The organism is Sphingomonas chlorellae, from assembly GCF_056485145.1.
This window is the reverse complement of record NZ_JBQXXM010000003.1, coordinates 382,235-406,675: the sequence shown is the minus strand read 5'-3', so window position 1 is coordinate 406,675 and position 24,441 is coordinate 382,235. Positions and strand designations below refer to the sequence as shown.

At 70.4% G+C, this 24,441-nt stretch carries 23 protein-coding genes; 10 read left to right on the top strand and 13 right to left on the bottom strand.

Features of this window, described 5'->3' with window-relative positions; all coding sequences use genetic code 11:
* The first annotated feature begins 291 nt into the window (after window positions 1-291).
* Window positions 292-1,182, top strand: coding sequence for a hypothetical protein (locus ACT3CF_RS10675; protein ID WP_478422559.1), 891 nt, complete (start codon window positions 292-294; stop codon window positions 1,180-1,182).
* A 371-nt stretch (window positions 1,183-1,553) separates the two neighbouring features.
* On the opposite strand, the gene ACT3CF_RS10670 is transcribed toward ACT3CF_RS10675, so the two are convergent.
* Window positions 1,554-3,218 (bottom strand): formate--tetrahydrofolate ligase, encoded by a 1,665-nt coding sequence (locus tag ACT3CF_RS10670; RefSeq protein ID WP_478422558.1) that lies wholly within the window; start codon window positions 3,216-3,218, stop codon window positions 1,554-1,556.
* Window positions 3,219-3,401: 183 nt separating this feature from the next.
* On the opposite strand from ACT3CF_RS10670, the gene ACT3CF_RS10665 reads away from it, so the two are divergent.
* The gene (locus ACT3CF_RS10665) at window positions 3,402-4,874 is read left to right on the top strand and encodes a DNA recombination protein RmuC (protein ID WP_478422557.1); all 1,473 of its coding nucleotides are present in this window, start codon (window positions 3,402-3,404) and stop codon (window positions 4,872-4,874) included.
* Window positions 4,875-4,946: 72 nt separating this feature from the next.
* Window positions 4,947-5,135, top strand: coding sequence for a hypothetical protein (locus ACT3CF_RS10660; protein WP_478422555.1), 189 nt, complete (start codon window positions 4,947-4,949; stop codon window positions 5,133-5,135).
* A gap of 22 nt (window positions 5,136-5,157) precedes the next feature.
* Here ACT3CF_RS10660 and ACT3CF_RS10655 read toward each other — a convergent pair whose 3' ends face one another.
* From ACT3CF_RS10655 to ACT3CF_RS10630, 6 genes are all read right to left on the bottom strand, one after another.
* Window positions 5,158-5,964, bottom strand: a complete 807-nt coding sequence (locus ACT3CF_RS10655) for a TrmH family RNA methyltransferase (RefSeq protein WP_478422554.1) — start codon at window positions 5,962-5,964, stop codon at window positions 5,158-5,160.
* A gap of 196 nt (window positions 5,965-6,160) precedes the next feature.
* On the bottom strand, window positions 6,161-6,433 hold the full coding sequence (locus ACT3CF_RS10650) for an HPr family phosphocarrier protein (protein ID WP_478422552.1): 273 nt from the start codon (window positions 6,431-6,433) through the stop codon (window positions 6,161-6,163).
* Window positions 6,430-6,837, bottom strand: coding sequence for a PTS sugar transporter subunit IIA (locus tag ACT3CF_RS10645; RefSeq protein WP_478422551.1), 408 nt, complete (start codon window positions 6,835-6,837; stop codon window positions 6,430-6,432). The genes ACT3CF_RS10650 and ACT3CF_RS10645 overlap by 4 nt, the downstream gene beginning before the upstream one ends.
* A gap of 16 nt (window positions 6,838-6,853) precedes the next feature.
* The gene (rapZ, locus tag ACT3CF_RS10640) at window positions 6,854-7,777 is read right to left on the bottom strand and encodes an RNase adapter RapZ (protein WP_478422550.1); all 924 of its coding nucleotides are present in this window, start codon (window positions 7,775-7,777) and stop codon (window positions 6,854-6,856) included.
* 132 nt (window positions 7,778-7,909) lie between these two features.
* Window positions 7,910-9,481, bottom strand: coding sequence for a sensor histidine kinase (locus tag ACT3CF_RS10635; RefSeq protein WP_478422549.1), 1,572 nt, complete (start codon window positions 9,479-9,481; stop codon window positions 7,910-7,912).
* On the bottom strand, window positions 9,450-10,157 hold the full coding sequence (locus tag ACT3CF_RS10630) for a response regulator transcription factor (RefSeq protein WP_478422548.1): 708 nt from the start codon (window positions 10,155-10,157) through the stop codon (window positions 9,450-9,452). Before ACT3CF_RS10630 ends, ACT3CF_RS10635 begins: the two co-directional genes overlap by 32 nt.
* A gap of 259 nt (window positions 10,158-10,416) precedes the next feature.
* Here ACT3CF_RS10630 and ACT3CF_RS10625 point away from each other — a divergent pair, with 259 nt between their 5' ends.
* Window positions 10,417-12,036: a phosphoenolpyruvate carboxykinase gene (locus ACT3CF_RS10625; protein WP_478422547.1), complete on the top strand. Its 1,620-nt coding sequence runs from the start codon at window positions 10,417-10,419 to the stop codon at window positions 12,034-12,036.
* A 132-nt stretch (window positions 12,037-12,168) separates the two neighbouring features.
* On the opposite strand, the gene ACT3CF_RS10620 is transcribed toward ACT3CF_RS10625, so the two are convergent.
* Genes ACT3CF_RS10620 through ACT3CF_RS10610 form a run of 3 tightly spaced genes read right to left on the bottom strand, consistent with a single transcriptional unit; the run spans window position 12,169 to window position 15,500 of the window.
* Window positions 12,169-14,004 (bottom strand): DUF885 domain-containing protein, encoded by a 1,836-nt coding sequence (locus tag ACT3CF_RS10620; protein ID WP_478422546.1) that lies wholly within the window; start codon window positions 14,002-14,004, stop codon window positions 12,169-12,171.
* A gap of 4 nt (window positions 14,005-14,008) precedes the next feature.
* Window positions 14,009-14,506, bottom strand: coding sequence for an NfeD family protein (locus ACT3CF_RS10615; RefSeq protein ID WP_478422545.1), 498 nt, complete (start codon window positions 14,504-14,506; stop codon window positions 14,009-14,011).
* 4 nt (window positions 14,507-14,510) lie between these two features.
* Complete coding sequence (locus ACT3CF_RS10610; protein ID WP_478422544.1) at window positions 14,511-15,500, bottom strand: SPFH domain-containing protein; 990 nt, start codon at window positions 15,498-15,500, stop codon at window positions 14,511-14,513.
* Between the two features lie 52 nt (window positions 15,501-15,552).
* On the opposite strand from ACT3CF_RS10610, the gene ACT3CF_RS10605 reads away from it, so the two are divergent.
* The 6 genes from ACT3CF_RS10605 (at window position 15,553) to ACT3CF_RS10580 (ending at window position 21,097) form a co-directional block, all read left to right on the top strand.
* A complete protein-coding gene (locus ACT3CF_RS10605; protein WP_478422543.1) occupies window positions 15,553-16,377 on the top strand; it encodes an HpcH/HpaI aldolase/citrate lyase family protein in 825 nt (274 codons plus the stop codon).
* 80 nt (window positions 16,378-16,457) lie between these two features.
* The gene (locus ACT3CF_RS10600) at window positions 16,458-16,850 is read left to right on the top strand and encodes a hypothetical protein (RefSeq protein WP_478422541.1); all 393 of its coding nucleotides are present in this window, start codon (window positions 16,458-16,460) and stop codon (window positions 16,848-16,850) included.
* Between the two features lie 77 nt (window positions 16,851-16,927).
* Complete coding sequence (gene guaB, locus ACT3CF_RS10595; protein ID WP_478422539.1) at window positions 16,928-18,385, top strand: IMP dehydrogenase; 1,458 nt, start codon at window positions 16,928-16,930, stop codon at window positions 18,383-18,385.
* Between the two features lie 30 nt (window positions 18,386-18,415).
* The gene (locus ACT3CF_RS10590) at window positions 18,416-19,603 is read left to right on the top strand and encodes an RsmB/NOP family class I SAM-dependent RNA methyltransferase (RefSeq protein ID WP_478422538.1); all 1,188 of its coding nucleotides are present in this window, start codon (window positions 18,416-18,418) and stop codon (window positions 19,601-19,603) included.
* A 29-nt stretch (window positions 19,604-19,632) separates the two neighbouring features.
* Entirely contained in the window at window positions 19,633-20,157 is a 525-nt protein-coding gene (locus ACT3CF_RS10585) for a hypothetical protein (RefSeq protein WP_478422537.1), read from the top strand.
* 436 nt (window positions 20,158-20,593) lie between these two features.
* Entirely contained in the window at window positions 20,594-21,097 is a 504-nt protein-coding gene (locus ACT3CF_RS10580; protein WP_478422536.1) for a GNAT family N-acetyltransferase, read from the top strand.
* Window positions 21,098-21,101: 4 nt separating this feature from the next.
* Here the strand turns inward: ACT3CF_RS10580 and rsmA are convergent, their stop codons facing one another.
* Genes rsmA through ACT3CF_RS10565 form a run of 3 tightly spaced genes read right to left on the bottom strand, consistent with a single transcriptional unit; the run spans window position 21,102 to window position 24,346 of the window.
* Window positions 21,102-21,917, bottom strand: coding sequence for a 16S rRNA (adenine(1518)-N(6)/adenine(1519)-N(6))-dimethyltransferase RsmA (gene rsmA, locus ACT3CF_RS10575; protein WP_478422535.1), 816 nt, complete (start codon window positions 21,915-21,917; stop codon window positions 21,102-21,104).
* A 31-nt stretch (window positions 21,918-21,948) separates the two neighbouring features.
* The gene (pdxA, locus tag ACT3CF_RS10570; protein ID WP_478422826.1) at window positions 21,949-23,004 is read right to left on the bottom strand and encodes a 4-hydroxythreonine-4-phosphate dehydrogenase PdxA; all 1,056 of its coding nucleotides are present in this window, start codon (window positions 23,002-23,004) and stop codon (window positions 21,949-21,951) included.
* Window positions 22,997-24,346: a peptidylprolyl isomerase gene (locus ACT3CF_RS10565; RefSeq protein ID WP_478422824.1), complete on the bottom strand. Its 1,350-nt coding sequence runs from the start codon at window positions 24,344-24,346 to the stop codon at window positions 22,997-22,999. The genes pdxA and ACT3CF_RS10565 overlap by 8 nt, the downstream gene beginning before the upstream one ends.
* Window positions 24,347-24,441 lie beyond the last annotated feature (95 nt).

The window sequence follows — 24,441 nt, the reverse complement described above, 5'->3', positions numbered from 1 at the left end:
CGGCCGCTGGCCGGTGGTCCCCCTCCCCGGCGGGGCCGGGGAGGAATGGGGTGGGTTTTCCGCGGTTGGCGGCGTGCGGGGCCGCTGCAGGTGGGGGGCGGTGGTTTCCCCGCTCTGGTAGGGTCGGGAGGACTGGGGGGCGTTTTCCGCGCCTGGCGGCGCGGCCCCTCCACCACCGGCCGCTGGCCGGCGGTCCCCCTCCCCGGCGGGGCCGGGGAGGATTGGGGGTGGGCCATGATTCGGGCGCTTTTCCAACGCTAAGCTGGCGGCGGCGATTCGAGGGGATGGTTGATGCGGTTGGCGTTGGCGGGTGCGTTGGTGCTGGGGTGGCTGGGGCTCGCGACGCCCGCCTGGGCGGGGCCGCAGCCGCTGGGGGTGATCTGGCAGCGGGGGGCGGCGTCGATCGTGGTCGTGCCCTGTCCGCCGGGCGGCGACGTCGACGAATGGTGCCGCGCGGTGGAGGCGCATGACGGCGGGCGCGTCGTGCGGCTGGGCGACGGCTTCATGTCGGTGAAGATGCTGTGGCACGGCCATGCGGGGCGGCATGCGCCCGATGTGCTGGTGATGGGCGACAACGGGGGATCGGGCGGCGACGGTGCGCTGATCGCGGTGCGCTTCGGCCCGCGGTTGACGGTCCGCACGTTGCGCGGCGAGCGGATCGACGCCGCGACCGTCCGCGATGTCCATGGTGCGCCCGCGATCCGGATCTTCTTCGACATCGAGTATTTCAACGGCGCCCCGCACGCCGGCGTGACGATGATCCCGTTGCCGGTGCGGTGGGTGGACGGCGACTTCGCCGTCGATCGCGCGGTGCTGACGGCGCGGCGGCTGGGGCAGGAGGAACGGGCGTTCCGGGAACTGGCCCTTGCCGAGGAGTTCGCGCGGTGGCGCGACGACGCCTATGCGGACGGGCGCCTGTTTCCGCCCGAGGCGCGGATGGGCACGCCGCTGGCGGTGCAGGCGCTCGGCGAACTGATGCTCGCGGGGCATGCCGATGCGGCGCGGGCGCTGCTCGACCGGACATGGCCGCGCGACGGCGAGCAGCGGCCGGTCCCGGGCGAGACGGCGTTCTGGCGCGCCCTGTGCCGCGCGATCGTGTCGCATGGCTGGTGGAAGCGTTTCGACCTCGACCGGTTGCCCCAGGCCGACCGGATTCGCGCGGGGGCGGGCGAGGCGGGCTGAACGGGAGCGGGTTTCGCGCGCCGGGCGGTGTGGGCATTCGTCACGGGTGGGGGTCGGGGGTTTCCGCGCTCGGGTGGGGCGGGAGGAATGCGGGCGTTTTCCGCGCCTTGCGGCGCGGCCCCTCCACCACCGGCCGCTGGCCGGCGGTCCCCCTCCCCGGCGGGGCCGGGGAGGATTGGGGGACGGCTCTTGGCGTTTTCCGCGCCTGGCGGCGCGGCCCCTCCACCACCGGCCGTTGGCCGGCGGTCCCCCTCCCCGGCGGGGCCGGGGAGGAATGGGGGTGGGGGTTTCCGCGGTTGGCGGCGTGCGGGTCTGCCGCAGGTCGGTGGTCGGTGGTTCCGCTCTCCGGCGGGGTCGGGGAGGAATGGAGGTTAGAAGAGGCCCTGGATGTGGCCTTGCGCGTCGATGTGGATTGCCTCGGCGGCGGGGGTGCGGGGGAGGCCGGGCATCGTCATGATGTCGCCGCAGATCGCCACGACGAAGCCCGCGCCCGCGGCCAGCCGGACCTCGCGCACGGGGACGATGTGCCCCTCGGGCGCACCGAGCGCGGCGGGGTCGGTCGAGAAGCTGTATTGCGTCTTGGCCATGCACACCGGGAGGTCGCCGAAGCCCGCCGCCTGCCAGCGTTCGAGCTGGGCCACGACCGCCGGTTCGGCGCGGACCGCGGCGGCGCGGTAGATGCGCGTCGCCACCGCCTCGATCTTGGCGAGGAGCGGCAGGTCGTCGGCATAGAGCGGGGCGAAGCGCGACGGGGCGTCGGCGAGCGCGGCGACATGCTCGGCGAGCGCGAGCGCCCCCGCGCCGCCATCGGCCCAGTGCGTGCACACGATCGCGGTGACGCCGCGTTCGGCGGCGATCGCGCGGATCGCGTCGAGCTCGGCGTCGCTGTCGGTCGGGAAGCGGTTGATCGCGACGACCGCGGGGACGCCGAACGCCGCGATGTTTTCGAGATGGCGCGCGAGGTTGACGCCGCCGCGCGTCACCGCATCGACATCGGGCGCGGCCAGATCGGCGCGCGCGACGCCGCCGTTCATCTTGAGCGCGCGGACGGTGGCGACGACGACCGCCGCCGACGGCGCGAGGCCCGCCTGGCGGCACTTGATGTCGAAGAACTTTTCCGCGCCGAGATCGGCGCCGAACCCCGCCTCGGTCACGACATAGTCGCCGAGCGAGAGACCGGCGCGCGTCGCGATCACCGAGTTGCAGCCATGCGCGATGTTGGCGAAGGGGCCGCCATGGACGAAGGCGGGTGTGCCTTCGAGCGTCTGGACCAGATTGGGGTTGATCGCGTCCTTGAGCAGCACCGCCATCGCGCCGTCGGCCTTGAGGTCGCGCGCGGTGACGAAGCCGCCGCCGCGCGTGCGCGCGACGACGATGCGGCCGAGGCGCTGTTCGAGATCCTCGAGATCGCGCGCGAGGCAGAGGATCGCCATGACTTCGGACGCGACGGTGATGTCGAAGCCCGATTCGCGCGGATAGCCGTTGGCGGGGCCGCCGAGCGACTGGACGATGCCGCGCAGCGCACGATCGTTCATGTCGAGCACGCGGCGCCAGCGGATGCGGCGGACGTCGATGTCGAGCGTGTTGCCCCAGTGGATATGGTTGTCGATCATCGCGGCGAGCAGGTTGTGCGCGCTGGTGATCGCGTGGAAATCGCCGGTGAAGTGGAGGTTGATGTCCTCCATCGGCACGAGCTGGGCATGGCCGCCGCCCGCGGCGCCGCCCTTGACCCCGAAACAGGGGCCGAGCGAGGGCTCGCGCAGGCACAGCACGGTGCGGCGCCCGGTGCGGCGCAGCGCGTCGGCGAGGCCCACCGAGGTGGTCGTCTTGCCCTCGCCCGCCGGGGTGGGGTTGATCGCGGTGACGAGGATCAGCCGCCCGCGCGTGGGCGCATGGCCGCCGAGCCAGCGATGATCGACCTTCGCCTTGTAGCGGCCATAGGGCTCGACCGCGCTTTCGGGGATGTCGAGCTGATCGGCGATGGCCTGGATCGGGCGGAGCGTCGCGGCGCGGGCGATTTCGATGTCGGACAGCATGGTGCCCCGATCCCATATCGGCGCGGGCGCGGGCTGCAACCCCGATCGCCGGGACAGGGGGCGGCGGGAGTCTGCGATTTTGCTGTGGACATCCGCCCGGACGGGCGGCGCGCGCGGCGGTTGCGCCTTGTGCGCGATGGGCCGGGCGGATAGGTTCGCCCTTCGTTCTTGGGAGTTCGCGTTTTGGAACTGGCTGTTATCGTTTCGGTGGTGGTTGCCCTGCTCGTCGGGCTGGCGCTCGGCTGGGTGCTCGCGTCGCGGCGGACGGCCGAGTTGCGGGACGAGCGCGACCGGCGCGAGGCCGAGTTCAAGGCGGCGATCGGCGATCTGGTGCTGGCCGAGGAACGCGCGAGCGAGGTGCCGGGGCTGCGCGAGCAGATCGCGGTGCTGCGCGACGAGCGCGACGTGGCGCGGCTCCAGCTCACCGAACTGCGCGCCAAGGCCGACGCGTTCGAGGACCGGCTGACCGAGTTCAAGAATGCGCGCGAGGTGATGGCGGGGCATTTCCGCGAGCTGGCGCAGACGATGCTGGGCGAGACGCAGAAGACGTTCCTCGAACGCGCCGAGGCGCGGTTCAACCAGGCGGGCGAGAAGAACGAGGCCAAGCTGAAGGCGCTGCTCCAGCCGGTCGAATCGACGCTCAAGCGCTATGAGGAGGGCCTGCAGCGCGTCGAGCGCGACCGGGCCGACAGCTATGGCGCGCTGAAGGAGGCGATCGCCGACGTCAAGGCGGGGCTGGGCGAGACGCGGACCGAGACCGCCAAGCTGGTCAACGCGCTGCGCGCGGCGCCCAAGACGCGCGGCCGCTGGGGCGAGCAGCAGTTCCGCAACCTGATCGAGCTGGCGGGGCTTTCGGGGCATGTCGACTTTGCCGCCGAGGTTTCGGTGGCGACCGAGGACGGGGCGCTGCGCCCCGACTTCATCATCCGGTTGCCGGGCGACCAGCAACTGATCGTCGACGTGAAGTGCGTGCTCGATGCCTATCTTCAGGCGGCCGAGGCGACCAATGCCGAGGATCGCCAGACCGCGCTGGTGGCGCACGCGCGCGCGGTGCGCAACCATGCCGAGGCGCTGTCGCGCAAGGCCTATTGGGCGCAGTTCGAAAAGGCGCCCGACTTCGTCATCATGTACATTCCGGGCGACAATTTCCTGTCGAGCGCGCTCGAGATCGACATGGAGCTATGGGAACGCGCGGCGCGCAACCGCGTGATCATCGCCGGGCCGTCTGCGTTCCTGCCGCTCGCCCGCACGGTCGCGGCGATGTGGCGCCAGCAGAAGCTGACCGAGGACGCGCGCGAGGTCGGCAAGCTGGGCAAGGAAATGTACGAACGGCTGGCGACGGCGGCGGGCCACCTGAAGCGCGTCGGCGGCGGGCTGAACAGCGCGGTCGAGAATTACAACAAGTTCGTCGCGAGCTTCGAGGGCCGCGTGATGGTTTCGGCGCGCCGGTTCCAGGCGCTCAACATCGAGACGGGCACCGCGTCGCTGGAGGCGATCGAGAGCGTCGACGTCGTGGCGCGCGCGCCGACCGCCGAACTGCCCGCACCGGCATCGGCACAGGCACAGGCACAGGCACCGGCTGCGGACGCCGACGCGGGCGCGGTGGACGGCGAGGGCGAGGCCGCCGAGGACAGCGGCGCGCGCGCGGCCGAGTAACCGGCGAGCCGCCGGGCACGGCCCAAGGGGCAGTTGCAGGAACGCGGCGTCGTGCGCGAGGCTGCGCCTTGGATGTTTCTTGACGAGAACCGCGTCTGGCCGCCCCGCGAGCCGCCCGCCGCGCCGCGGCGAACCCCGCCGCCGACGCGGCGCGAACGCGTGATGATCGGCGTGCTGCTGTTCGATGCCGTGCTGGCGATGCTCGCGCCGATCAGCCTCACGAGCGCGGTCGACCTGATCCGGTGGCTGCTCGGCGGGTGAGCGGGGCGCGGCGCGTGCGGCGTCAGCGCGCGCGGCGCTGCTGGTTGAGCACCTCATAGGCCATCACCGCCGTTGCGACCGCGGCGTTGAGGCTGTCGGCCTTGCCGAGCATCGGGATCTTGACGAGCAGGTCGCACGCCGCGGCCATGAAATCGGGCATCCCCTGCGCTTCGTTGCCGGTGAGCAGGAAGGTCGGGGCGGCGTAGCGCGGCGCCTGATAGTCGTGATCGGTATCGAGGCTGAGGCCGACGAGCTGGCCGGGGCCGCTGCGCAGCCAGGTCGCGAATTCGGCCCAGTTGGTGCGGGCGACGGGGACGGTGAAGAGCGCGCCCATGCTGGCGCGTACCGCCTCGACCGAAAAGGGATCGACGCAATCGTCGATCAGGATCAGCCCGCCCGCGCCGACGGCATCGCCGGTGCGCAGGATCGTGCCGAGATTGCCCGGATCGCGCAGCCGTTCGGCGACGAGCCAGATCGGCGCGGCGGTGCGATCGAGCGAATCGAGCGGCACCGCGAATTCGCGATAGACGCCGACGACCGCGCCCGGATTGTCCTTGCCCGACAGCTTGGAGAGGATGTCGGCATTGGTCTCGACCGCCTCGCCGCCGGCCGCCTCGGTCGCGGCGACGAGCGCGACGACGAGCGGATGGCGCGCGCTGTCGCCCGAATAGAAGAGATATTCGGGAATCCGCCCCGCCTCGCGCGCTTCGGTGAGGATGCGCAGCCCCTCGGCAAGGAAGAGTCCCTCGGCACGACGGTGCTTCTTGTCGCGCAGGCTGCGGATGCGCTTGATGAGGGGATTCGAAAAGGCTGTGATCTCGCGAGGCATCGCGCGTCCTTAGCGGCACGCGGCGCGCGGCGGAAGCGCCGGGTCGCATACGTCCGGCCGCGCGTGCCGGCGGCAACGGTGATCGACCAGCATCGACCAGCAACGGCGCGTGTCGGCAGGGCCGGTCAGTACCTGGCAGGATGGGCAGGGCGGGCAGATCGCACGGGTCGCGCGGCGCGGCGCGCGACGGCGGCGCTCAATCCTCGCCGAAGCGCGATTCGACCAGTTCGACCAGCGCGGCGACCGCGGCATCGGCGCCGTCGCCCTCGGCGCTGATCGTGATCGCGTCGCCCTTGGCAGCGCCGAGCATCATCAGATCGAGGATCGAGGTTCCCGTTGCGGTCGCGCCGTCCTTTTCGACGACGAGCTCGACCGGCTGGCTGCTCGCGAGCGTGACGAAGGCCATGCTGGCGCGCGCGTGAAGCCCCCGGCGGTTGACGATCGTGACCGTCCGGCTGACGCGCGTCACGCGGCGGCCTCGCCGAGCACTTCGGAGGCGATGGTGATGTATTTGCGGCCCGCATCGCGCGCGGCGGCGACCGCTTCGGTGACCTTCATCGTCTTGCGCGCGCTGCCCAGGCGGATCAGCATCGGCAGGTTGATGCCGGCGATCACCTCGATCCGGCCCGCCTCCATCAGCGAGATGGCGAGGTTCGACGGCGTGCCGCCGAACAGGTCGCTGAGCACGATCACGCCCTCGCCCTCGTCGACGGCGCGGATCGCGGCGGCGATGTCGGCGCGGCGCCCCTCCATGTCGTCATCGGGGCCGATGCAGATCGGTTCGATCCGTTCCTGCTTGCCCACCACATGTTCCATCGCGACGACGAACTCCTCGGCGAGCCGTCCGTGCGTCACGAGTACCAGACCGATCATTCCCAACTCCGCCCCTTCATTTCGTCACCGGCGCCCCCTCCAGCGAGTCCTGTGGCGCAGTCTGCATATCGCGGTGCGTCACCGTGGGCGAAAAACCCGCTTCGCGCAACCTGCGGGCGACCCGCTCCGCAACATGCACGGAGCGGTGGCGCCCCCCGGTGCAGCCGAACGCGATCGTGACATAGGACTTCCCCTCTGCCTGATAGCGGGGGATGAGCAGCAGGAGCAGCGATTCGATCCGCTCCATCGCCTCGTCATAGGCCGGATCGGCCTCGATATAGGCGGATACGCCGGCGTCCTGGCCCGTCCCGGGGCGCAGTTCGGGCACCCAGTGCGGATTGCGCAGGAAGCGCATGTCGAGGACGATGTCGACGTCGCGCGGGACGCCGCGCGAATAGCCGAACGAGGCGATGGTGAGCACGGTCCGCCCCAGCCGCTCGCCCGAAAAGGCGGCGCGCACCTGTTGCACCAGCTCGTTCGACGACAGCCGCGTCGTGTCGATCAGCCGGTTGGCCCAGTGGCGCAGCGGCGTGAGCAGTTCGCGTTCGCGCGCGATCCCGTCGGTCGCCGGGCGATCGAGCGCCAGCGGGTGGCGGCGGCGCGTTTCGGCATAGCGGCGGCGCAGTTCGGCGCCCGAGCATTCGAGGAAGAGCGTGCTGATCTCGACCTCGTCATCCTCGTTGAGCTTCTTGATGCGCTGAACGATGCGTTCGGCGTCGAAGCCGCGCGTCTGGACGCCGATGCCGATCGCCAGCGGGCGCTGATCGTCGCTTTCGACATGCCCCGGCTCGGTCGCGAGCAGGCGGTTGAGGAGCAGCAGCGGGAGATTGTCGACCACCTCCCAGCCGAGATCCTCAAGCGTGCGCAACACCGTCGACTTGCCCGCGCCCGACATGCCGGTGACGAGCAGGATGCGCTTGGGCGAACGGAGTTCGGTCATTTGCGAAAGCCCTTGATACGGCTGCGCTGCCACCGCCCGGCGCGGGCGCCGCAGCGCGTGCGCGCCGGTTCCTTTCGGATGGGCGCGCGCGCGTCAAGCCCCGCCATCGGGGCGGGTACGGATGCGTAACGTTCAGCGCGCATCGGGAACGAGCGGGAGCCGGACGACGAAGCGCGCGCCGCCGACGCCGCCGGGCCGATCCTCGACCGCGATGCTGCCCTGATGCGCCTCGACGATCGTGCGGGCGATCGCGAGGCCGAGCCCGCTGTGCTGGCCGAACGCCTCGCTTTGCGGGCGCACCGAATGGAAGCGGCGGAAGATCGCGGTGCGCGCCTCGTCGGGAACGCCCGGCCCCTCGTCCTCGACCGATACGACGAGCATCGCGCCGTCGCGGTGCGAGCCGATGCGGATGCGACCGTTTTCGGGCGAGAAGGAGAGCGCGTTGTCGATGAGGTTCTCGAACACGCGTTCGAGCCGCGCGCCTTCGCCGAGCACGCGATGCGGCGGGTCGGCGCGGTGATCGAACAGGATGCGCACGCCGCGTTCGGTGCCGCGCGCCGCGCGCTGGTTGAGCAGCCCCTCGAGCATCGCGTCGACGTCGATCGGCTCGAACGTCGCGCGGCTGAGCTGGGCATCGAGCCGCGAGGCCTCGGAGATGTCGGTGATCAGCCGGTCGAGCCGGTGGACGTCGTCGCGGACGATTTCGAGCAACTGGCGCTGAAGATCGGGATCGCGGACGTTGCTGAGCCCCTCGACCGCCGAACGCAGCGAGGCGAGCGGGTTCTTGAGCTCGTGCGTGACGTCGGCGGCAAAACCCTCGGTCGCGTCGATGCGGGCGCGGAGCGCGATCGACATGTCGGACAGCGCGCGGGCGAGCTGGCCGATCTCGTCGCTGCGATCGGGGAGGCGGGGGACGACCACCTCGCGATCGCGGCCGAGGCGGACGCGGATCGCGGCATGGGCGAGCCGGCGCAGCGGCTGGACGATCGTGCGCGCGAGGAACAGCGAAAGCAGGATCGAACTGGCCGAGACGATCAGCAGCACGATGCTGAGCCGATAGCGTTCGGAGCGTACCGTCTGGGTGATGTCGCGCGCGTTCACCATCGTCATCACCACGCCGAGCTGCGTGATCGGGGCGGCGGCGGTGATGACCGGCGTGCGGTCGGGCGCGCGCCAGACGGTGGCGGCGGTGCCGTGCGCCTCGCGCGCGACGCGGACATCGGGCCAGTCGAGCCCCGCCTCGCGCTCGCGATAGAGCGGCGCGCGGTCGGCACCCGCGACGCGATCGATCATCGCGTCGAGGAAGCGTGCGGCGGTCTGGTTCCACGGATCCTTGTCGGGATCGCGCAGCACGACGTTGCGCAGCCCGAGGTCGCGGCTGTCGACGACGATGCGGCCATGTTCGTCATAAAGGCGGATGCGGCTGCCGGTATCGCGCGCGAGGCTGAGCACGAGCAGCGGGCGCCGGTCGGGCGTCGCCGAGGCGAGCGCCTGGGCGACCAGCCGCACCTCGCGCCGCGCCTGGGCGACGCGGCTGTCGACGATGCGGCTGCGATACGAATCGAGGTAGAAGAAGCCGCTGCCGAGCAGCGCCAGCGCGAAGACGTTGACCGCAAGGATCCGCGGCGTGAGGCTGACGCGGTTCGACCAGCGCAGCGCCAGCCCGCGCTCCTCATTCGTCCGAGAAACGGTATCCGGCGCCATAGAGCGTTTCGATCGCGTCGAACTGGGGGTCGACCTGGCGGAACTTGCGGCGGACGCGCTTGATGTGGCTGTCGATCGTCCGGTCGTCGACATAGATGTCGTCCTGATAGGCGGCATCCATGAGCTGGTTGCGCGTCTTGACGATCCCCGGGCGCTGGGCGAGCGTTTCGAGGATCAGGAATTCGGTGACGGTGAGCGTGACGTTGGCGCCGTTCCACGTCACGCGGTGGCGCGCGGGGTCCATCGTCAGCCGCCCGCGCACGAGCACCTCGGCGGTTTCCTCGCCGCTGCCGTCGCTGCTCGGCTGCGCGGTTTCGGTGCGCCGGAGGATGGCGCGGATGCGCGCGATCAGCAGCCGCTGGCTGAACGGCTTGGCGATATAGTCGTCGGCACCCATCGCGAGGCCGAGCGCCTCGTCGAGCTCATCGTCCTTGGAGGTGAGGAAGATGACGGGGATGCCGCTCTTCTCGCGCAGCCGTCGCAGCAGCTCGAGCCCGTCCATGCGCGGCATCTTGATGTCGAGCACGGCCAGGTCGGCGGGGTTCTCGATCAGCGCCTTGAGCGCGCTTTCGCCGTCCGAATAGACGCGGGTCAGAAACCCCTCGGCCTGCAGCGCGATCGACACGGAGGTGAGGATGTTCCGGTCGTCGTCGACCAGCGCGATGGTGGCGGTCATGCCGCCCGGCCTTGGTTGCGAAGCATCACGCTCAAGGGGTTAGACCAAAGGGGCGCCGCGCTCAATCGGCTGCGAAACGCTTTGGTGCGGCAGGGCGCATTTGTGGGCAAAGCGCGTAAACGAACGCATCGCGCCGTCCGGTCGCCCGCTGACAACGTTAACTCGGATTGACCCCCTTTCGACGCCCTGCCTATCGCGAATCGCAAGAATCCTGACGCCAAATGTGGCGAGGACACTCAGACCGCCTGCGGGCGGGATCATGGAGGCATGGGTGACGGAGCGTACACCGCGCCACAATCTTGATGCGCAAGGCATTGGGACGAAGGCCGAAATCCACTGGAACCTGCTGACCGCGCCGCTGGTCGAGCATGCGGTTCGCCGTGGTGAGGGCCGGCTGGCCAAGGAAGGGCCGCTGGTGGTGGCCACGGGCAAGCACACCGGCCGTTCGGCGCAGGACAAGTTCATCGTCCGCGATGCCGAGACCGAGAACAGCGTGTGGTGGGGCAAGACCAACAAGGCGATGGCGCCCGCGCATTTCGCCGCGCTGAAGGCCGATTTCCTGGCCGCGCTGGGCGAACGCGACACGCTGTTCGTGCAGGACCTGTACGGCGGCTCGCAGCCCGAGCACCGCGTGCGCGTGCGCGTCATCAACGAACTGGCGTGGCACAACCTGTTCATCCGCACGCTGCTGGTGCGTCCCGAGGCCGATGAGCTTGCCGGTTTCGTCCCCGAATACACGATCATCGACCTGCCGAGCTTCCGCGCCGATCCCGAGCGCCACGGCAGCCGCAGCGAGACGGTGATCGCGGTCAACTTCACCGAGAAGCTGATCCTGATCGGCGGCACCGCCTATGCCGGCGAGATGAAGAAGAGCGTGTTCGGCCTGCTCAACTATCTGTTGCCGGTGAAGGGCATCATGCCGATGCACTGTTCGGCCAATATCGGCCCCGACGGCGACACGGCGGTGTTCTTCGGCCTTTCGGGCACGGGCAAGACGACGCTTTCGGCCGATGCCAGCCGCACGCTGATCGGCGACGACGAGCATGGCTGGTCGGACACGGCGGTCTTCAACTTCGAGGGCGGCTGCTATGCCAAGATGATCCGCCTGTCGGCCGAGGCCGAGCCCGAGATCCACGCGACCACGCGCCGCTTCGGCACGGTGCTGGAGAATGTGGTGATCGATCCGGTGACGCGCGCGCTCGACCTCGACGATGCGACGCTCGCCGAGAACACGCGCGGCGCCTATCCGATCGACTTCATCCCCAACGCGTCCGAGCGCAACATGGGGCCGGTGCCGCGCAACATCGTGATGCTGACCGCCGACGCCTATGGCGTGCTGCCGCCGATCGCGAAGCTGACGCCCGAACAGGCGATGTACCATTTCCTGTCGGGCTATACCGCGCGCGTCGCGGGGACCGAGATCGGCGTGACCGAGCCCGAGGCGACCTTTTCGACCTGTTTCGGCGCGCCGTTCATGCCGCGCCACCCGTCGATCTATGGCAACCTGCTCAAGGAGCGGATCGCCAAGGGGCAGGTTTCGTGCTGGCTGGTCAACACCGGCTGGACCGGCGGCAAATACGGCGTCGGCAGCCGGATGCCGATCAAGGCGACGCGCGCGCTGCTCAACGCCGCGCTCGACGGCAGCCTGAACAACGCCGAGTTCCGCACCGATCCCAATTTCGGCTTCCTGGTGCCGGTGGCGGTGCCGGGCGTCGACAGCACGATCCTGGACCCGCGCGAGACCTGGACCAACAAGGCCGAATATGACGCGACCGCCGCGAAGCTGGTCGACCTGTTCGTCGAGAATTTCGCGCAGTTCGCGGACCATGTCGACGAGGGCGTGCGCAACGCGGCGCCGCGGGCGGCCGAAGCCGCCTGACGCGGGGCGCCTGCGGGCGCGACACGAGGCAGGAGGGGCAGGGGTGTGCGGCAAGAATGCCGGCACCCGGCCTGAACGAGAGGGGCGGCCGCAGCGATGCGGGCCGCCCCTCAAGCCGTCAGCGATCGGCGATCAGCCCTTTTGCGCGGCGATGTGCCGGTCGACGACCGATTCGAGCACCGTCATCGGGACGTTGCCGCCAAGGACCAGCGCATCGTTGAACGCGCGCAGGTCGAAGCGGGCGCCGAGCGCCGCCTTCGCCTTGTCGCGCAGACGGTTGATATAGGTGTGGCCGACCTTGTAGCCGCACGCTTGGCCCGGCCACGAGCAATAGCGGTCGACCTCGCCCTGAACCTCTTCCTCCGACGAGCCGTTGGTCTGAACGAACCAGTCGATCGCCTGGCGGCGCGTCCAGCGCTTGGCGTGAAGGCCGCTGTCGACGACGAGGCGGCACGCGCGGAAGGCGAGCGACTGGAGATAGCCGAGCCGTTCGGCCGGGGTTTCGGCATAGACGCCGAGCTCGTCGGCGAGCTGCTCGCCATAGAGCGCCCAGCCCTCGCTATAGGCGTTGAACTGAAGCAGCGAGCGGATCAGCGGCAGCTTGAACGTGTATTCGCCCTGCCAGGCATGGCCGGGGATCGCCTCGTGATAGGCGAGATCGGGCAGGCTGTAGCGCGTCCAGAGCGCGGTCGAGCGCAGGTTGATCCACAGGCGGCCGGGGATGCTGCCGTCGATCGTGCCCGGCCCGCCATAGGCCCCCGCCGCGCCCAGCTCTTCGGTGAGCGGGATGCGCTTGACCTCGACATTGCCGCCGACGAGCGTGTGGAACGCCTGGGGCATGCGGCGCCGGATGTCGGCGATGCGATCGTTGAGGATCTTCATGATCTCTGCCCGGCCCGCATCGGTTTCGGGGAAGGCGAAGCGCGGATCCTTGGCGAGCGCGGTCATGCGCGCGCCGACGCTGCCCTGGCTATAGCCTTCCTTGCGCAGGATCGCGTCCATCTGGGACTGGAGGTCGCGGAGCTGGTCGAGCCCCATCTGGTGGACCTCGGCCGGCGAGAGCGTCGTCGTCGTGCCCGCGCTGAGCGCCCAGGCATAGAAGGCGTCGCCGTCGGGCAGCTTCCAGATGCCGGCGTCCGAGGTGGCGCGGGCGCGATGGCGCTCGAGCTCGGCGATCTGACGATCGAGCGCCGGTGCCACGCGCTCGCTGCAGATCTGGAAGGCGCGATGTCCGAAATCGCCCGTCATCCCGGCGCTGCGATTGGCGACCGAGGTGACGAGCCCCCAGCCGGCGATGTTGCCGCCGCGCGCGAGCCGGAGCTGGCGCAGCGCCTTGTCGAGCAGGAAGTCGGGCGCGATCACGCCCCGCGCCTCCGCCAGCCGGAGCCGTTCGGTCTCGCCGTCAAGCTGACGCGCATAGGATTCGAGCCGGTCGAGATAGGCCTCGGCATCCTCGCGCGTCGCGATGCTGTGTTCGGAATCGAGCATCCGCGGCACGTCGAGATAGGCGCCGACATTCTGAATGACGACATAGGGCGTGTTGCGCCAGCCGCCGACCGACACGTCGGAAAAGTCGAAGGCGAGCCCCTTGAGCGCGCTCTCGAACGCGGCGCGGACGACCTCGACATTGGTGCGCATCACCGGCGAGAGCGCGCCCGCATCGAGCGTCGCGAGTTCGGACAGGCCGGTGCGCAGCCCGGCGGCAAGCTGATGCTGGCCCGCGATGCTGCGATCGGCGAGCTGATGCTTGAGCGCGGCGCGGGCGCCCTTGTCGATCCCCAGCCCGGTCGCCGCCTCGGGCGCGAGCGCGAGATAGCGTTCGGTGATCCGGTCGAGCACGCGCGTCGCCGCGGCGTCCTGAGCCCCGGCCGCGTCGCCCGCACGGGCGAGGGCGGGCAGGGCGGTGATCGCGCCGGCGGCAAGGCCGGCGCCCGTGCCGAGCAGGACGGCGCGGCGGGAAGTCTGCATCAATTCAATCTCCTGGAACATGAACATCGGAAGCGGAGGTGCCGTCGGCCAGCGGTCGCGCCAGCAGCGGTTCGACCGTGAGCAGCCCCGCAGCACCGCCGACGATGCGGACGCGGGCACCGGCGGGCTGGTCCGGCCCCTGTGCCGGCCATTCGCCATCGCCGACGCGCACGCGGCCGCGCCCATCGACGATGGGTTCGGTGACGGTGACGACCTCGCCGATCAGCCGCGCGACGCGATCGTTGAGCAGCGGGTCGGCCGAGGGCACGGGAAAATCGCGATACCAGCGCCGCCCGATCAGCACGGTCGCCAAGGACCAGCCGACAAAGGCGGCGAGCTGGCCCGCAACGCCGAGGTCGGGGAGCAGCAGCGCGCCGAGTCCGGTGAGCGCCGCCGCCGCCGCGATGAAGATCAGGTAGACGCCCGGCACGGCCAGCTCGGCGAGCGCGAGCACCACCGCGGCGATCAGCCATGCCACGCCGCCGTCGGCGAGCGTCGCCATCGGCCTATTCCTCGCGGCGCGTGACCGGCGTGCCGGTCGGACCCGAGGGCGCGCGCGCGCCGGTTCCGGCGGCGGGGGCATGCGGCGCCAGCGCGTCGCGCGCCAGTTCGCCGATGCCGCCCAGCGTGCCGATCAGCTGCGTCGCCTCGACCGGGAACAGGATCGTCTTGGCATTGGGCGAGCTGGCGAACTTGCCGACCGCCTCGACATATTTCTGGGCGATGAAATAGTTGATCGCCTGCGCCGAGCCCTGCTCGATCGCCTCGGAAACGAGCATCGTCGCCTTGGCCTCCGCCTCGGCGCCGCGTTCGCGCGCCTCGGCGTCGCGAAAGGCCGATTCGCGGCGTCCTTCGGCCTCGAGGATCCGCGCGGCCTTCTGTCCTTCGGCGCGCAGGATCTCCGAGGCGCGAGCGCCCTCTGCCTCGAGAATGTTGGCGCGCTTTTCACGCTCGGCCTTCATCTGGCGGCCCATGGCGTTGACGATGTCGGCGGGCGGGCGGATGTCCTTGATCTCGACGCGGGTGATCTTCACCCCCCACGGCGTCGTCGCGTGATCGACCACCGAGAGCAGCCGCGCGTTGATCTCGTCGCGCTTGGACAGCGTTTCGTCGAGGTCCATCGAGCCCATCACGGTGCGCAGGTTGGTCGTCGTCAACTGAAGCAGCGCGACATAGAGGTCCGACACCTCATAGGCGGCCTTGGCGGCATCGAGCACCTGGAAGAACACGACGCCGTCGGTGGAGATCATCGCATTGTCCTTGGTGATGATCTCCTGTCCCGGAATGTCGATCACCTGCTCCATCATGTTCACCTTGCGGCCGACACGGTAGAAGAAGGCGGGATAGAAGTTGAAGCCGGGGGTGGCGACGGTGGTGAAGCGGCCGAAATGCTCGATCGTGTACTGATAGCCCTGATTGACGATCTTCACGCTCGACATCAGGTAGATGAGGACGAGCACCGCCAGCGCGGCCAGAAAGGTTGAAAGCAGGTCCATCGGTGCGACTCCCCCTCGCAATTGCGTGCTCTTGCTAGCATAGAGCAACGCCATGACCACAGCCCGATTGGCGCCGCGCACGGCGTTGTTCCTGCCCGCATCGAACCCCCGCGCAATCGCCAAGGCGCGGACGCTGGATGCCGACATGGTGATCCTGGACCTGGAGGACGCGGTGCGGCCCGATGCCAAGGATGCGGCGCGCGCGGGTGCCGTTGCGGCGGCGGGCGAGGGCTTCGGCGACCGGCTGTGCGCGATCCGCATCAACGGGGCGGGCACGCCCGAGCACGAGGCCGACATCGCGGCCGTCGCCGCGACGGCGTGCGATTTCGTGGTGGTGCCCAAGGTCGAGCAGGCCGGGGCCGCGCGGGCGGTGGCGGCAGCGTGCGCCAAGCCCGTGCTCGCGATGATCGAGACTCCCGCGGGCGTGCTGACGGCGGCGGCGATCGCGGCCGAGCCGGGGGTCGCGGGGCTGATCGCGGGCGTCAACGACCTGCGCGCCGAACTGGGCATTCCCGCCGGCGCCGGGCGCGAGGGACTGTCGCTGGCGTTGCAGACGGTGGTGCTGGCCGCGCGCGCGGGCGGCGGCTGGGCGATCGACGGCGTGTTCAACGCGATCGAGGACGCGGCCGGGCTTGCAGCCGAATGCCGGCACGGCCGCATGCTGGGCTTTGACGGCAAATCGCTGATCCACCCCAACCAGATCGCGCCCGCGGCCGAGGCCTTTGGTCCGACCGCCGCCGAGATCGAGGAAGCCGAGGCGCTGATCGCCGCCGCGACGGGCGGGGCCGAGCGGTTCCGCGGACGGATGGTCGAGGCGATGCACGTCGCGCAGGCACGGGCGCTGCTGGCGCGGGCGGGCGGCGCGAACCGCGGCTGAGCCGGGGCGACCGGGGCAAAAATTCTCGCCGTTCGGCCCGCGGACAGGGGCCGTTCCTCTATTCATAAGCAATGGAGAAGATGCACGAACTCGATACTGCCCTCCTCCAGGCGATGGGGGCGATCGAAACGGTGATGGCGCGGCCGAGCGCCGATTTCGAACTGTTGTCGCGCGTGCGATACCAGACGGCGCAGGCGGTGGCCGCACGGCGCCGGGCGATCGACCGGATCGTCGAGGAGGCGTTGGCGCAGGGCGGCAGCCGTGCCGAAATGGCCCGCGCGCTGCGCGACGGCGGCATGGGGATGCGGATGATGTACAGCAACCACGTCACCAGTTGGCCGCTGAGCCGCGCGATGGCCGAATGGCCCGCCTATCTCGCCGCGTCGAAGCGGCTGGGCGAGGCGATGCGCCGCCAGATCGAGATCGAGCGCACGCAACTCTATCCCGATCTGCCGCCGATCACGGTCGATTGAGCCAACCCCCTAGCGCAACAACACCCATGCGGTTACATGGGCCGCCATCCTCCGACTCAGGACCTGGCAGACCTCCCATGGAAATTCCCCTCGGCTTAACCTTTGACGACGTGCTCCTGTATCCGGGCGAGTCGGAAGTGTTGCCGAGCATGGCGGACACGCGGACCCGCGTGAGCCGTTCGCTCTCGCTCAACATTCCCATGCTCTCCTCGGCCATGGATACCGTGACCGAAGCCGACATGGCGATCGTGATGGCGCAGCTTGGCGGTATCGGCGTGCTTCACCGCAACCTCGAGGTCGACGTGCAGGTCGAGGCGGTGCGCGCGGTCAAGCGGTTCGAGAGCGGGATGGTGGTCAACCCGATCACCATGACCCCCGACGGGACTCTGGCCGAGGCGCAGGCGCTGATGGCCCGGCATCGCATCAGCGGCATTCCGATCACCGAGGCCGACGGCAAGCTGCTGGGCATCCTGACCCACCGCGACGTCCGCTTTGCCGAGAACCCCAACCAGCCGGTCAAGGAACTGATGACCAGCCAGAACCTGGCGACGGTGCAGACCGGCGTGAGCCAGGACGAGGCGCGGCGGCTGCTCCACCAGCGGCGGATCGAGAAGCTGCTGGTGGTCGACGCGCATTATCGCTGCGTCGGGCTGATCACCGTCAAGGACATCGAGAAGGCGGTCAACTATCCGAGCGCGACCAAGGACGCCGCAGGCCGGCTGTGCGTCGCCGCGGCGACGACCGTGGGGGACAAGGGCTTTGCCCGCACCGAGGCGCTGGTCGATGCCGAGGTCGACCTGATCGTGATCGATACCGCGCACGGCCATAATCGCGACGTGGCGCGCGCGGTCGAGCGCGTGAAGAAGCTGTCGAACCGCGTCCAGGTGATCGCGGGCAATGTCGCGACCGCCGAGGCGACGCGGGCGCTGATCGACGCGGGTGCGGACGGCGTGAAGGTGGGGATCGGCCCGGGGTCGATCTGCACCACGCGCGTCGTCGCCGGCGTGGGCGTGCCGCAGCTGACCGCGGTGATGGAATCGGCGCGCGAGGCGGCCAAGTCCGACGTCCCCGTGATCGCCGACGGCGGCATCCGTACTTCGGGCGACATCGCCAAGGCGATCGCCGCGGGCGCTTCGACCGTGATGGTCGGATCGCTGCTGGCCGGCACCGAGGAAGCGCCGGGCGAGACGTTCCTGTATCAGGGGCGCGCGTACAAGTCGTACCGCGGCATGGGTTCGGTGGGCGCGATGGCGCGCGGTTCGGCCGACCGCTATTTCCAGCAGGACGTCAAGGACCAGCTCAAGCTGGTGCCGGAGGGCATCGAGGGCCAGGTGCCGTACAAGGGCCCGGCGCGCGACGTGATCCACCAGCTCGTCGGCGGGCTGAAGGCGTCGATGGGCTATGTCGGCGCAGGCACGATCCCCGAGTTCCAGAAGAAGGCGCGGTTCGTGCGCATCACCAATGCGGGCCTGCGCGAAAGCCATGTCCACGACGTGACGATCACGCGCGAGGCGCCCAATTACCCGACGCGCTGACCGCCCGATGCCGGGCCGGAGCGGCGCGGCATGACCCCCGCGGCACGGATGCAGGCGGCGATCGATCTGCTCGACCGGATCATCGCCGCCGCGCGCGACCAGGGGCCGGCGGCCGACGTGATCCTGACGCGCGGGCTCGCCGAACGGCGCTATGCCGGATCGAAGGACCGGCGGGCGATCCGCGGGCTGGTCTATGACGCCATCCGTCATTGCGGCGAGCGCCCGGCGAGCGGCCGCGCGGCGATGCTCGCGCTCGCTGCGGCGCGTCCCGAACTGGCTGCGCTGTTCGACGGCTCATCCTATGGCCCCGCGCCGATCATGGCGGACGAACCCGTGGCCGAGGCGGGTGCGTTGCCGCACTGGTTGGCCGCCGCATTTGCCGCATCGGGACTGGACGGAACGGTGCAGGCGGCGATGCTCGATCGCGCGCCGCTCGACCTGCGCGTCAACCCGATGCGGGGCGACGTTGCCGCAGTGCGTGCCGCCTTTCCGCAGGCCGAGCCGATCGCAGGCCTCGACAACGCGCTGCGGCTGCCCGCCGACACGCCGGTCGAGGCGTCGCCGCTGTTCGCGGCGGGCGCGTTCGAGGTGCAGGATGCAGGCAGCCAATGGATGGCGCTGGCGGCCGGGGCGGCGCCGGGGATGCACGTGATCGACCTGTGCGCGGGCGGCGGCGGCAAGACGCTGGCGCTTGCTGCGGCGATGGCGGGGCAGGGGGCGATCCTTGCCTGCGACGTCGACCGGCCGCGCCTGTCGCGGTTGCTGCCGCGCGCCGCGCGCGCGGGCGTGACGATCGCGACGACGCGCCTGCTCGATCCCGGCCGCGAGACCGAGGCGCTGGCCGACCAGCGCGGCATGGCGGACCTGGTGCTGATCGACGCGCCGTGTTCGGGAACCGGCACCTGGCGGCGCAACCCCGAGGCGCGCTGGCGGCTGACGCCCGAGCGACTGGCGCGGGTGGCGGCGACGCAGGCGCATCTGATCGAGGTCGGCGCGGCGCTGGTGCGGCCGGGCGGCGTGCTGGTCCACATCGTCTGTTCGGTGCTCGATGCGGAGGGCGCCGATCCGGTCGCGCGCTTCCTTGCGGCGCATCCGGACTGGGCGGCGGTGCCGCCGTCATTGCCCGTCGGCACGCCGCGCGGCGCGGGAATCCGGCTGACGCCGCATGCGGACTCGACGGACGGCTTTTTTGTCGCGAAGATGCGGGCGCCATGGTAGCGGCGCGGTGGACAGGTTCGGAGATGTTGATGCGGATCACGGCGGTGTCGGCAGCAGGCGCGTTGCTGCTGCTTTCGGTTTCGACCTCGCTGATGGCGCAGCGTCCCGACGACCAGATCGATCCCCGGTCGCTGTCGCTGTTGCAGGAGGGGCGGACTGCCGCCGCCTCGGGCGCGCTCGACCGTGCCGAGGATCTGATCGAGACCGCGCTGGCGGTCGATCCGCGCAACCGCCAGGCCTTTGTCGCGCTCGCCGAAATCTCGCAGCGGCGCGATCTGCCGGGCAAGGCGATCCGCTTTTATGCCGAGGCGCTGGCGCTCGAACCCAATGACGCCGAGGCGTTGCGCGGCCAGGGCGAGGCAATGGTCGCCAAGGGCGCGGTGGAAAAGGCCAAGGCCAATCTGGAGCGGCTGCGCAAGCTGTGCAACGGCGACTGCGCCGACGCGACCCGCCTTGCCGCCGCGATCGAGAAGGGGCCGCCGGCGACCGCGACCGCGCAGCAGATGCCGATTCCTCCCGCCGGCCCGACGCCCGCCCCGACCGACAAGCCCTGATCGCCGCGCGACCGGCCGAATCGATCCGATCCGGCGGTTTTCGAACGGCGCGATGACCGCGATATCGAGCGGTGCCGGGTCGCCGCGATGCCCGCGGTCATGCCGGTGCGATGCAACCCTGGGACGGCGCGCCGCAACCATTGTGGAGCCTTTGCAGGGTGGCGGCGCCGATCCGATCGGCTACCTCGGCAGCGGGAGTGACGACAGCGCAGCGGAGCGCGGCGATGGCGAGAAGGCGGCCCGGCCCGGCAGGGTCATGCGGCTTGTGCCGGAAACAGGCGGTTGCGCGGCCGGCGGCCCGCGCCGTGCACGCGTGACCGCGCCTGTGCAGACGGGCGCCGCAGTCGGCGTCGCGACAGGTGCGACGGGCGGACGCGAGCGACTGCGGTTTCCGGTCGCCGATCCGCGCACCGCCTAGGGCGGGCTGCACGACGCGTTGCGCCGCGGCGCGGCGGCGGCGGGTGTGCGGCTGCGCCCCTGCGCGGTGCGCGACATGGCGTTTCTGGAGCGTCTGTTCCGGCTGGAGCGCCGCCGCGAGCTGGACGCGGCCGGATGGTCGGAGGGCGACATCCGGCAGTTCTGCGCCGAGCAATTCGCGCTTCAGCACCGGAGCTGTTGCGCCAGCTACCCCGGCGCCGCGTTTCTGCTGGTCCTGGTGGCGGGCCAGCCGATCGGCAGGCTTTACGTCGATGCGCTGGGCACCGAGCTCCGCCTGATCGACATGCTGATGCTGCCGCAGTGGCGCGGACGCGGGATCGGCCGGGCGCTGGTGACGGCGGTGCAGGCGCACGCCGCGACGATCGGCAAGCCGGTCGCGCTGTCGGTGTTGCGCGCCAATGCCGGCGCGGCCGCGCTCTATCGCAGCCTGGGGTTCGCCACGACCGCGTTCGACGCGTTCCGGCTGGCGATGCGGTGGACGCCCGATTCCCGAACGGAATGAACGGTCAGCCGATCGTCCGGGCAATCGCGATGAATTCGTCGACCGACACCGTTTCGGCACGGCGGCTCGGATCGATGCCCAGCGTTGCGAGCGCGTCGAGCGCACGCGGCACGGGCTTGAGGCTCTGGCGCAGCATCTTGCGGCGCTGGCCGAAAGCGGCGGCGGTCACCGCCTCGAGCGTGGTGAGGCGAACGCCCTCGGGCGCGGCCGCGGGAACGATGTGGACCACCGCCGACATCACCTTGGGCGGCGGGGTGAAGGCCGATCGGTGGACCGGCATCGCGATCCGCGGCACCGAGCGCCACTGCGCGAGAACGGCCAGACGGCCATAGGCGTCGCTGCCCGGCTGGGCGACGATGCGATCGGCCACTTCGCGCTGGAACATCAGCGACAGGCTGGACCACCAGGGCTGCCAGTCGGCCGAAAGCCAGCGGACGAGCAGCGCGGTGCCGACATTGTACGGCAGGTTGGCGACGATGTGCGGCCGCCCTTCGAAGAGCGAAGGCGCATCGATCGCGAGCGCGTCGCCCTCGATCACGCGCAACCGGCCGGGAAAATGGGCGTCGAGTTCGGCGAGCGCGGGGATGCAGCGGGGGTCGCGTTCGACCGCGGTGACGCGCGCGCCCGATTCGAGCAGCGCGCGGGTGAGGCCGCCGGGGCCGGGGCCGACCTCGAACACCTCGGCATTTTCGAGATCGCCGGGGATCTTCGCGATGCGGGCCAGCAATTGCTGGTCGAACAGGAAATTCTGCCCCAGCGCCTTGCTGGCGCTGAGCCCGTGCCGGCGCACGACGTCGCGAAGAGGGGGAAGCTCGCTCATCGCCCCGCTGATAGCGCGGGGTGGGCCGCGGTCAATGCGCGGGGTCAGGCTGCGCAGCCGCGGCGGCAGCGGCGGCGGCGTTGCGCCGATGCCCGGCCTGTTCGGCGGCCAGCCCGATTGCGGCGATCATTGCCCCCGGATCGGCGGTGCCCGACCCCGCAATCGCGAAGGCGGTACCGTGATCGGGTGACGTCCGCACGATCGGCAGGCCGAGCGTGGTGTTCACGCCTTCGTCGAAGTGCAGCGTCTTGACCGGGATCAGTGCCTGATCGTGATAGGCGCAGAGCGCGACGTCATAATCGGCGCGGGCGCGGGCGTGGAAGAGCGTGTCGGCGGGGAAGGGACCGCGTGCGTCGATTCCCTCGGCGCGCAACTGCGCGATTGCGGGGGCGAGCACGGTGATTTCCTCGCGGCCGAGTGCGCCGTCCTCACCGGCATGGGGGTTGAGCCCGGCAAAGACGAGCCGCGGGCGGGCGATCCCGAAGCTGCGCACGAGCGCGCGGGCGGTGACGCGGGCGCGCGCGAGCACGAGCGGCTGCGTCAATTGCGCCGGCACCTCCGCCAACGGGATATGGATCGTGATCGGCACGACGCGGAGCGTGGGGCCGGCGAGCATCATCACCGCATTGTCGGCAGCCACGCCGCAGCGTTCGGCGACGAACTCGGTCTGGCCGGGATGGGTGAAACCGATGCGGTAGAGCTGTGCCTTGGAGACGGGGGCGGTCACCAGCGCGTCGGCGGCGCCGGTGCGCGCGAGCCCGACCGCCGTTTCGAGCGCCTGAAGCGCGGCGCGGGCGCCGACTTCGCCCGGATGCCCCGGCTCGACGCCCCCGGCATCGCCGCTGGGGAGCACGGGAAGCGCATCGGCAAAGCGCTCGGTCGCTTCGCGGGGATCGCCGATGATGGCGAGCGGCCCCGGCCAGACGCGGGCGACGGCCCGCGGGTCGCCGACCGCGAAGAAGGGGGCGAGCCCGGCAGCGGCCCGGGCCGCCCACGCCCCCGCGACGATTTCCGGGCCGATCCCGGCGGGATCGCCCAGCGATACGGCGATCGGCCGGATCGGGGTCCGGCCGGGCACCTCAGCGATACTCGATCAGCGCGTCGCGGCGCAGGTCGCGCAGCATGCGCTGGGCGCGCAGGTTGGTGCGCTGTTCCTCGATCTGCGCCTGGATCGCCTCGGCCGAGGGCAGGTTGACGTCGCGCGGTTCCTCGCGGCCGCAGATCACGAGCGTGCGCACGCCGTCCTCGGGCGAACCGAACGGCGGCGAAACCTGACCCACCTGCATCGGCATCAGGATGTTCTGGAGCGCGGGCGGCAGGTCGCGGATGGTGATGCCGTCGCGATCGACCACTTCGGCGCCGAGCGGCTGGGCAACGCGCGGCACGTCGCCGCAGCCCTTGATCGTCTGGATCGCCTTGGCGAACTCGGCGACCTTGGCGGCCGCCTGCGGTTCGGACGTGCCCTTGGGGAAGGTCACCGCGATCTGGCGCAGACTGAGCTTGGCGTCGCGGGCGTCGGCCTCGAGCACCTTGCGCTTTTCGGCGAGGTAGAGGATCGAGAAGCCCGTGGTGAGCGGGATCGGGCCGGCAACCTGGCCGGGCTGCATCTCCTGCACCGCATGGGCGAGCTCGTCGGGCAGCATGCCCGGGCGCACCCAGCCGAGATCGCCGCCGACCGACTTGGTCGATGCTTCCGAATAGGTCTTGGCGAGATAGTCGAAGGGCGCGCCCTCACGCATCTGCTGGATCATGCGCTGCATCCCCGCCTGGACGGCGGGGGCGCGATCGGTGGTGGCGCCCATGTAGATTTCGTAGACGTGATATTCCTCGCTGCCCTTCTGCTGCTGCATCCGGTCGAGGATCGCCTTCACCTCGGCTTCGCCGACATTGATGTTGACGCGGCGGCGCAGGAGCCGGTTCCACGCCAGTTCGCCCTCGATCTGGCGGCGGAGCGAGCGTTCGGACGAGCCCATCTCGCGCAGCCAGCCGCGGAGCTGATCGGGCGAGCGGTTGAAGTTGCGGCCGACGCGGTTGAAGCTCTGATCGAGCTCCTTGGGATCGACGGTGATCTCGTTGGCCTTGGCCTCCTGGATCTGGAGCGTCTCGTCGATGAGCTGGCGCAGCACGGTGAGGCGAAGCTGGTCGCGCTCGGCGGGCTTGAGGTTGAGCTTGTTGATCCCCGCGATCAGCGCGACGCGCTGATCGACGTCGGTGCCGGTGATGACGGCGCCGTTGACGATCGCGGTCGGCTTGCGGACGTTCGGATCGGCCTTGCCGAAAAACTGGATGTTCGCCGGCAGGTCGAGCGCGGTCTGCGGCGCCTCCTGCTGATCGGGAACCGTCTGCGCGACCGCCACCGTACCCAGCCCCGCGACGCCAAGCGCCAGAAGAGCCTTGCGGCCGAACCGGGTCACCCCTGCAACACCCATGATCACGTGAATCCGTACCTCATCCCAAAACGGAGATCGCGGCAATTACTCGCCAATTGTGCCTGAACCAAGGCTGAGCCGAATGGCCGGTGACA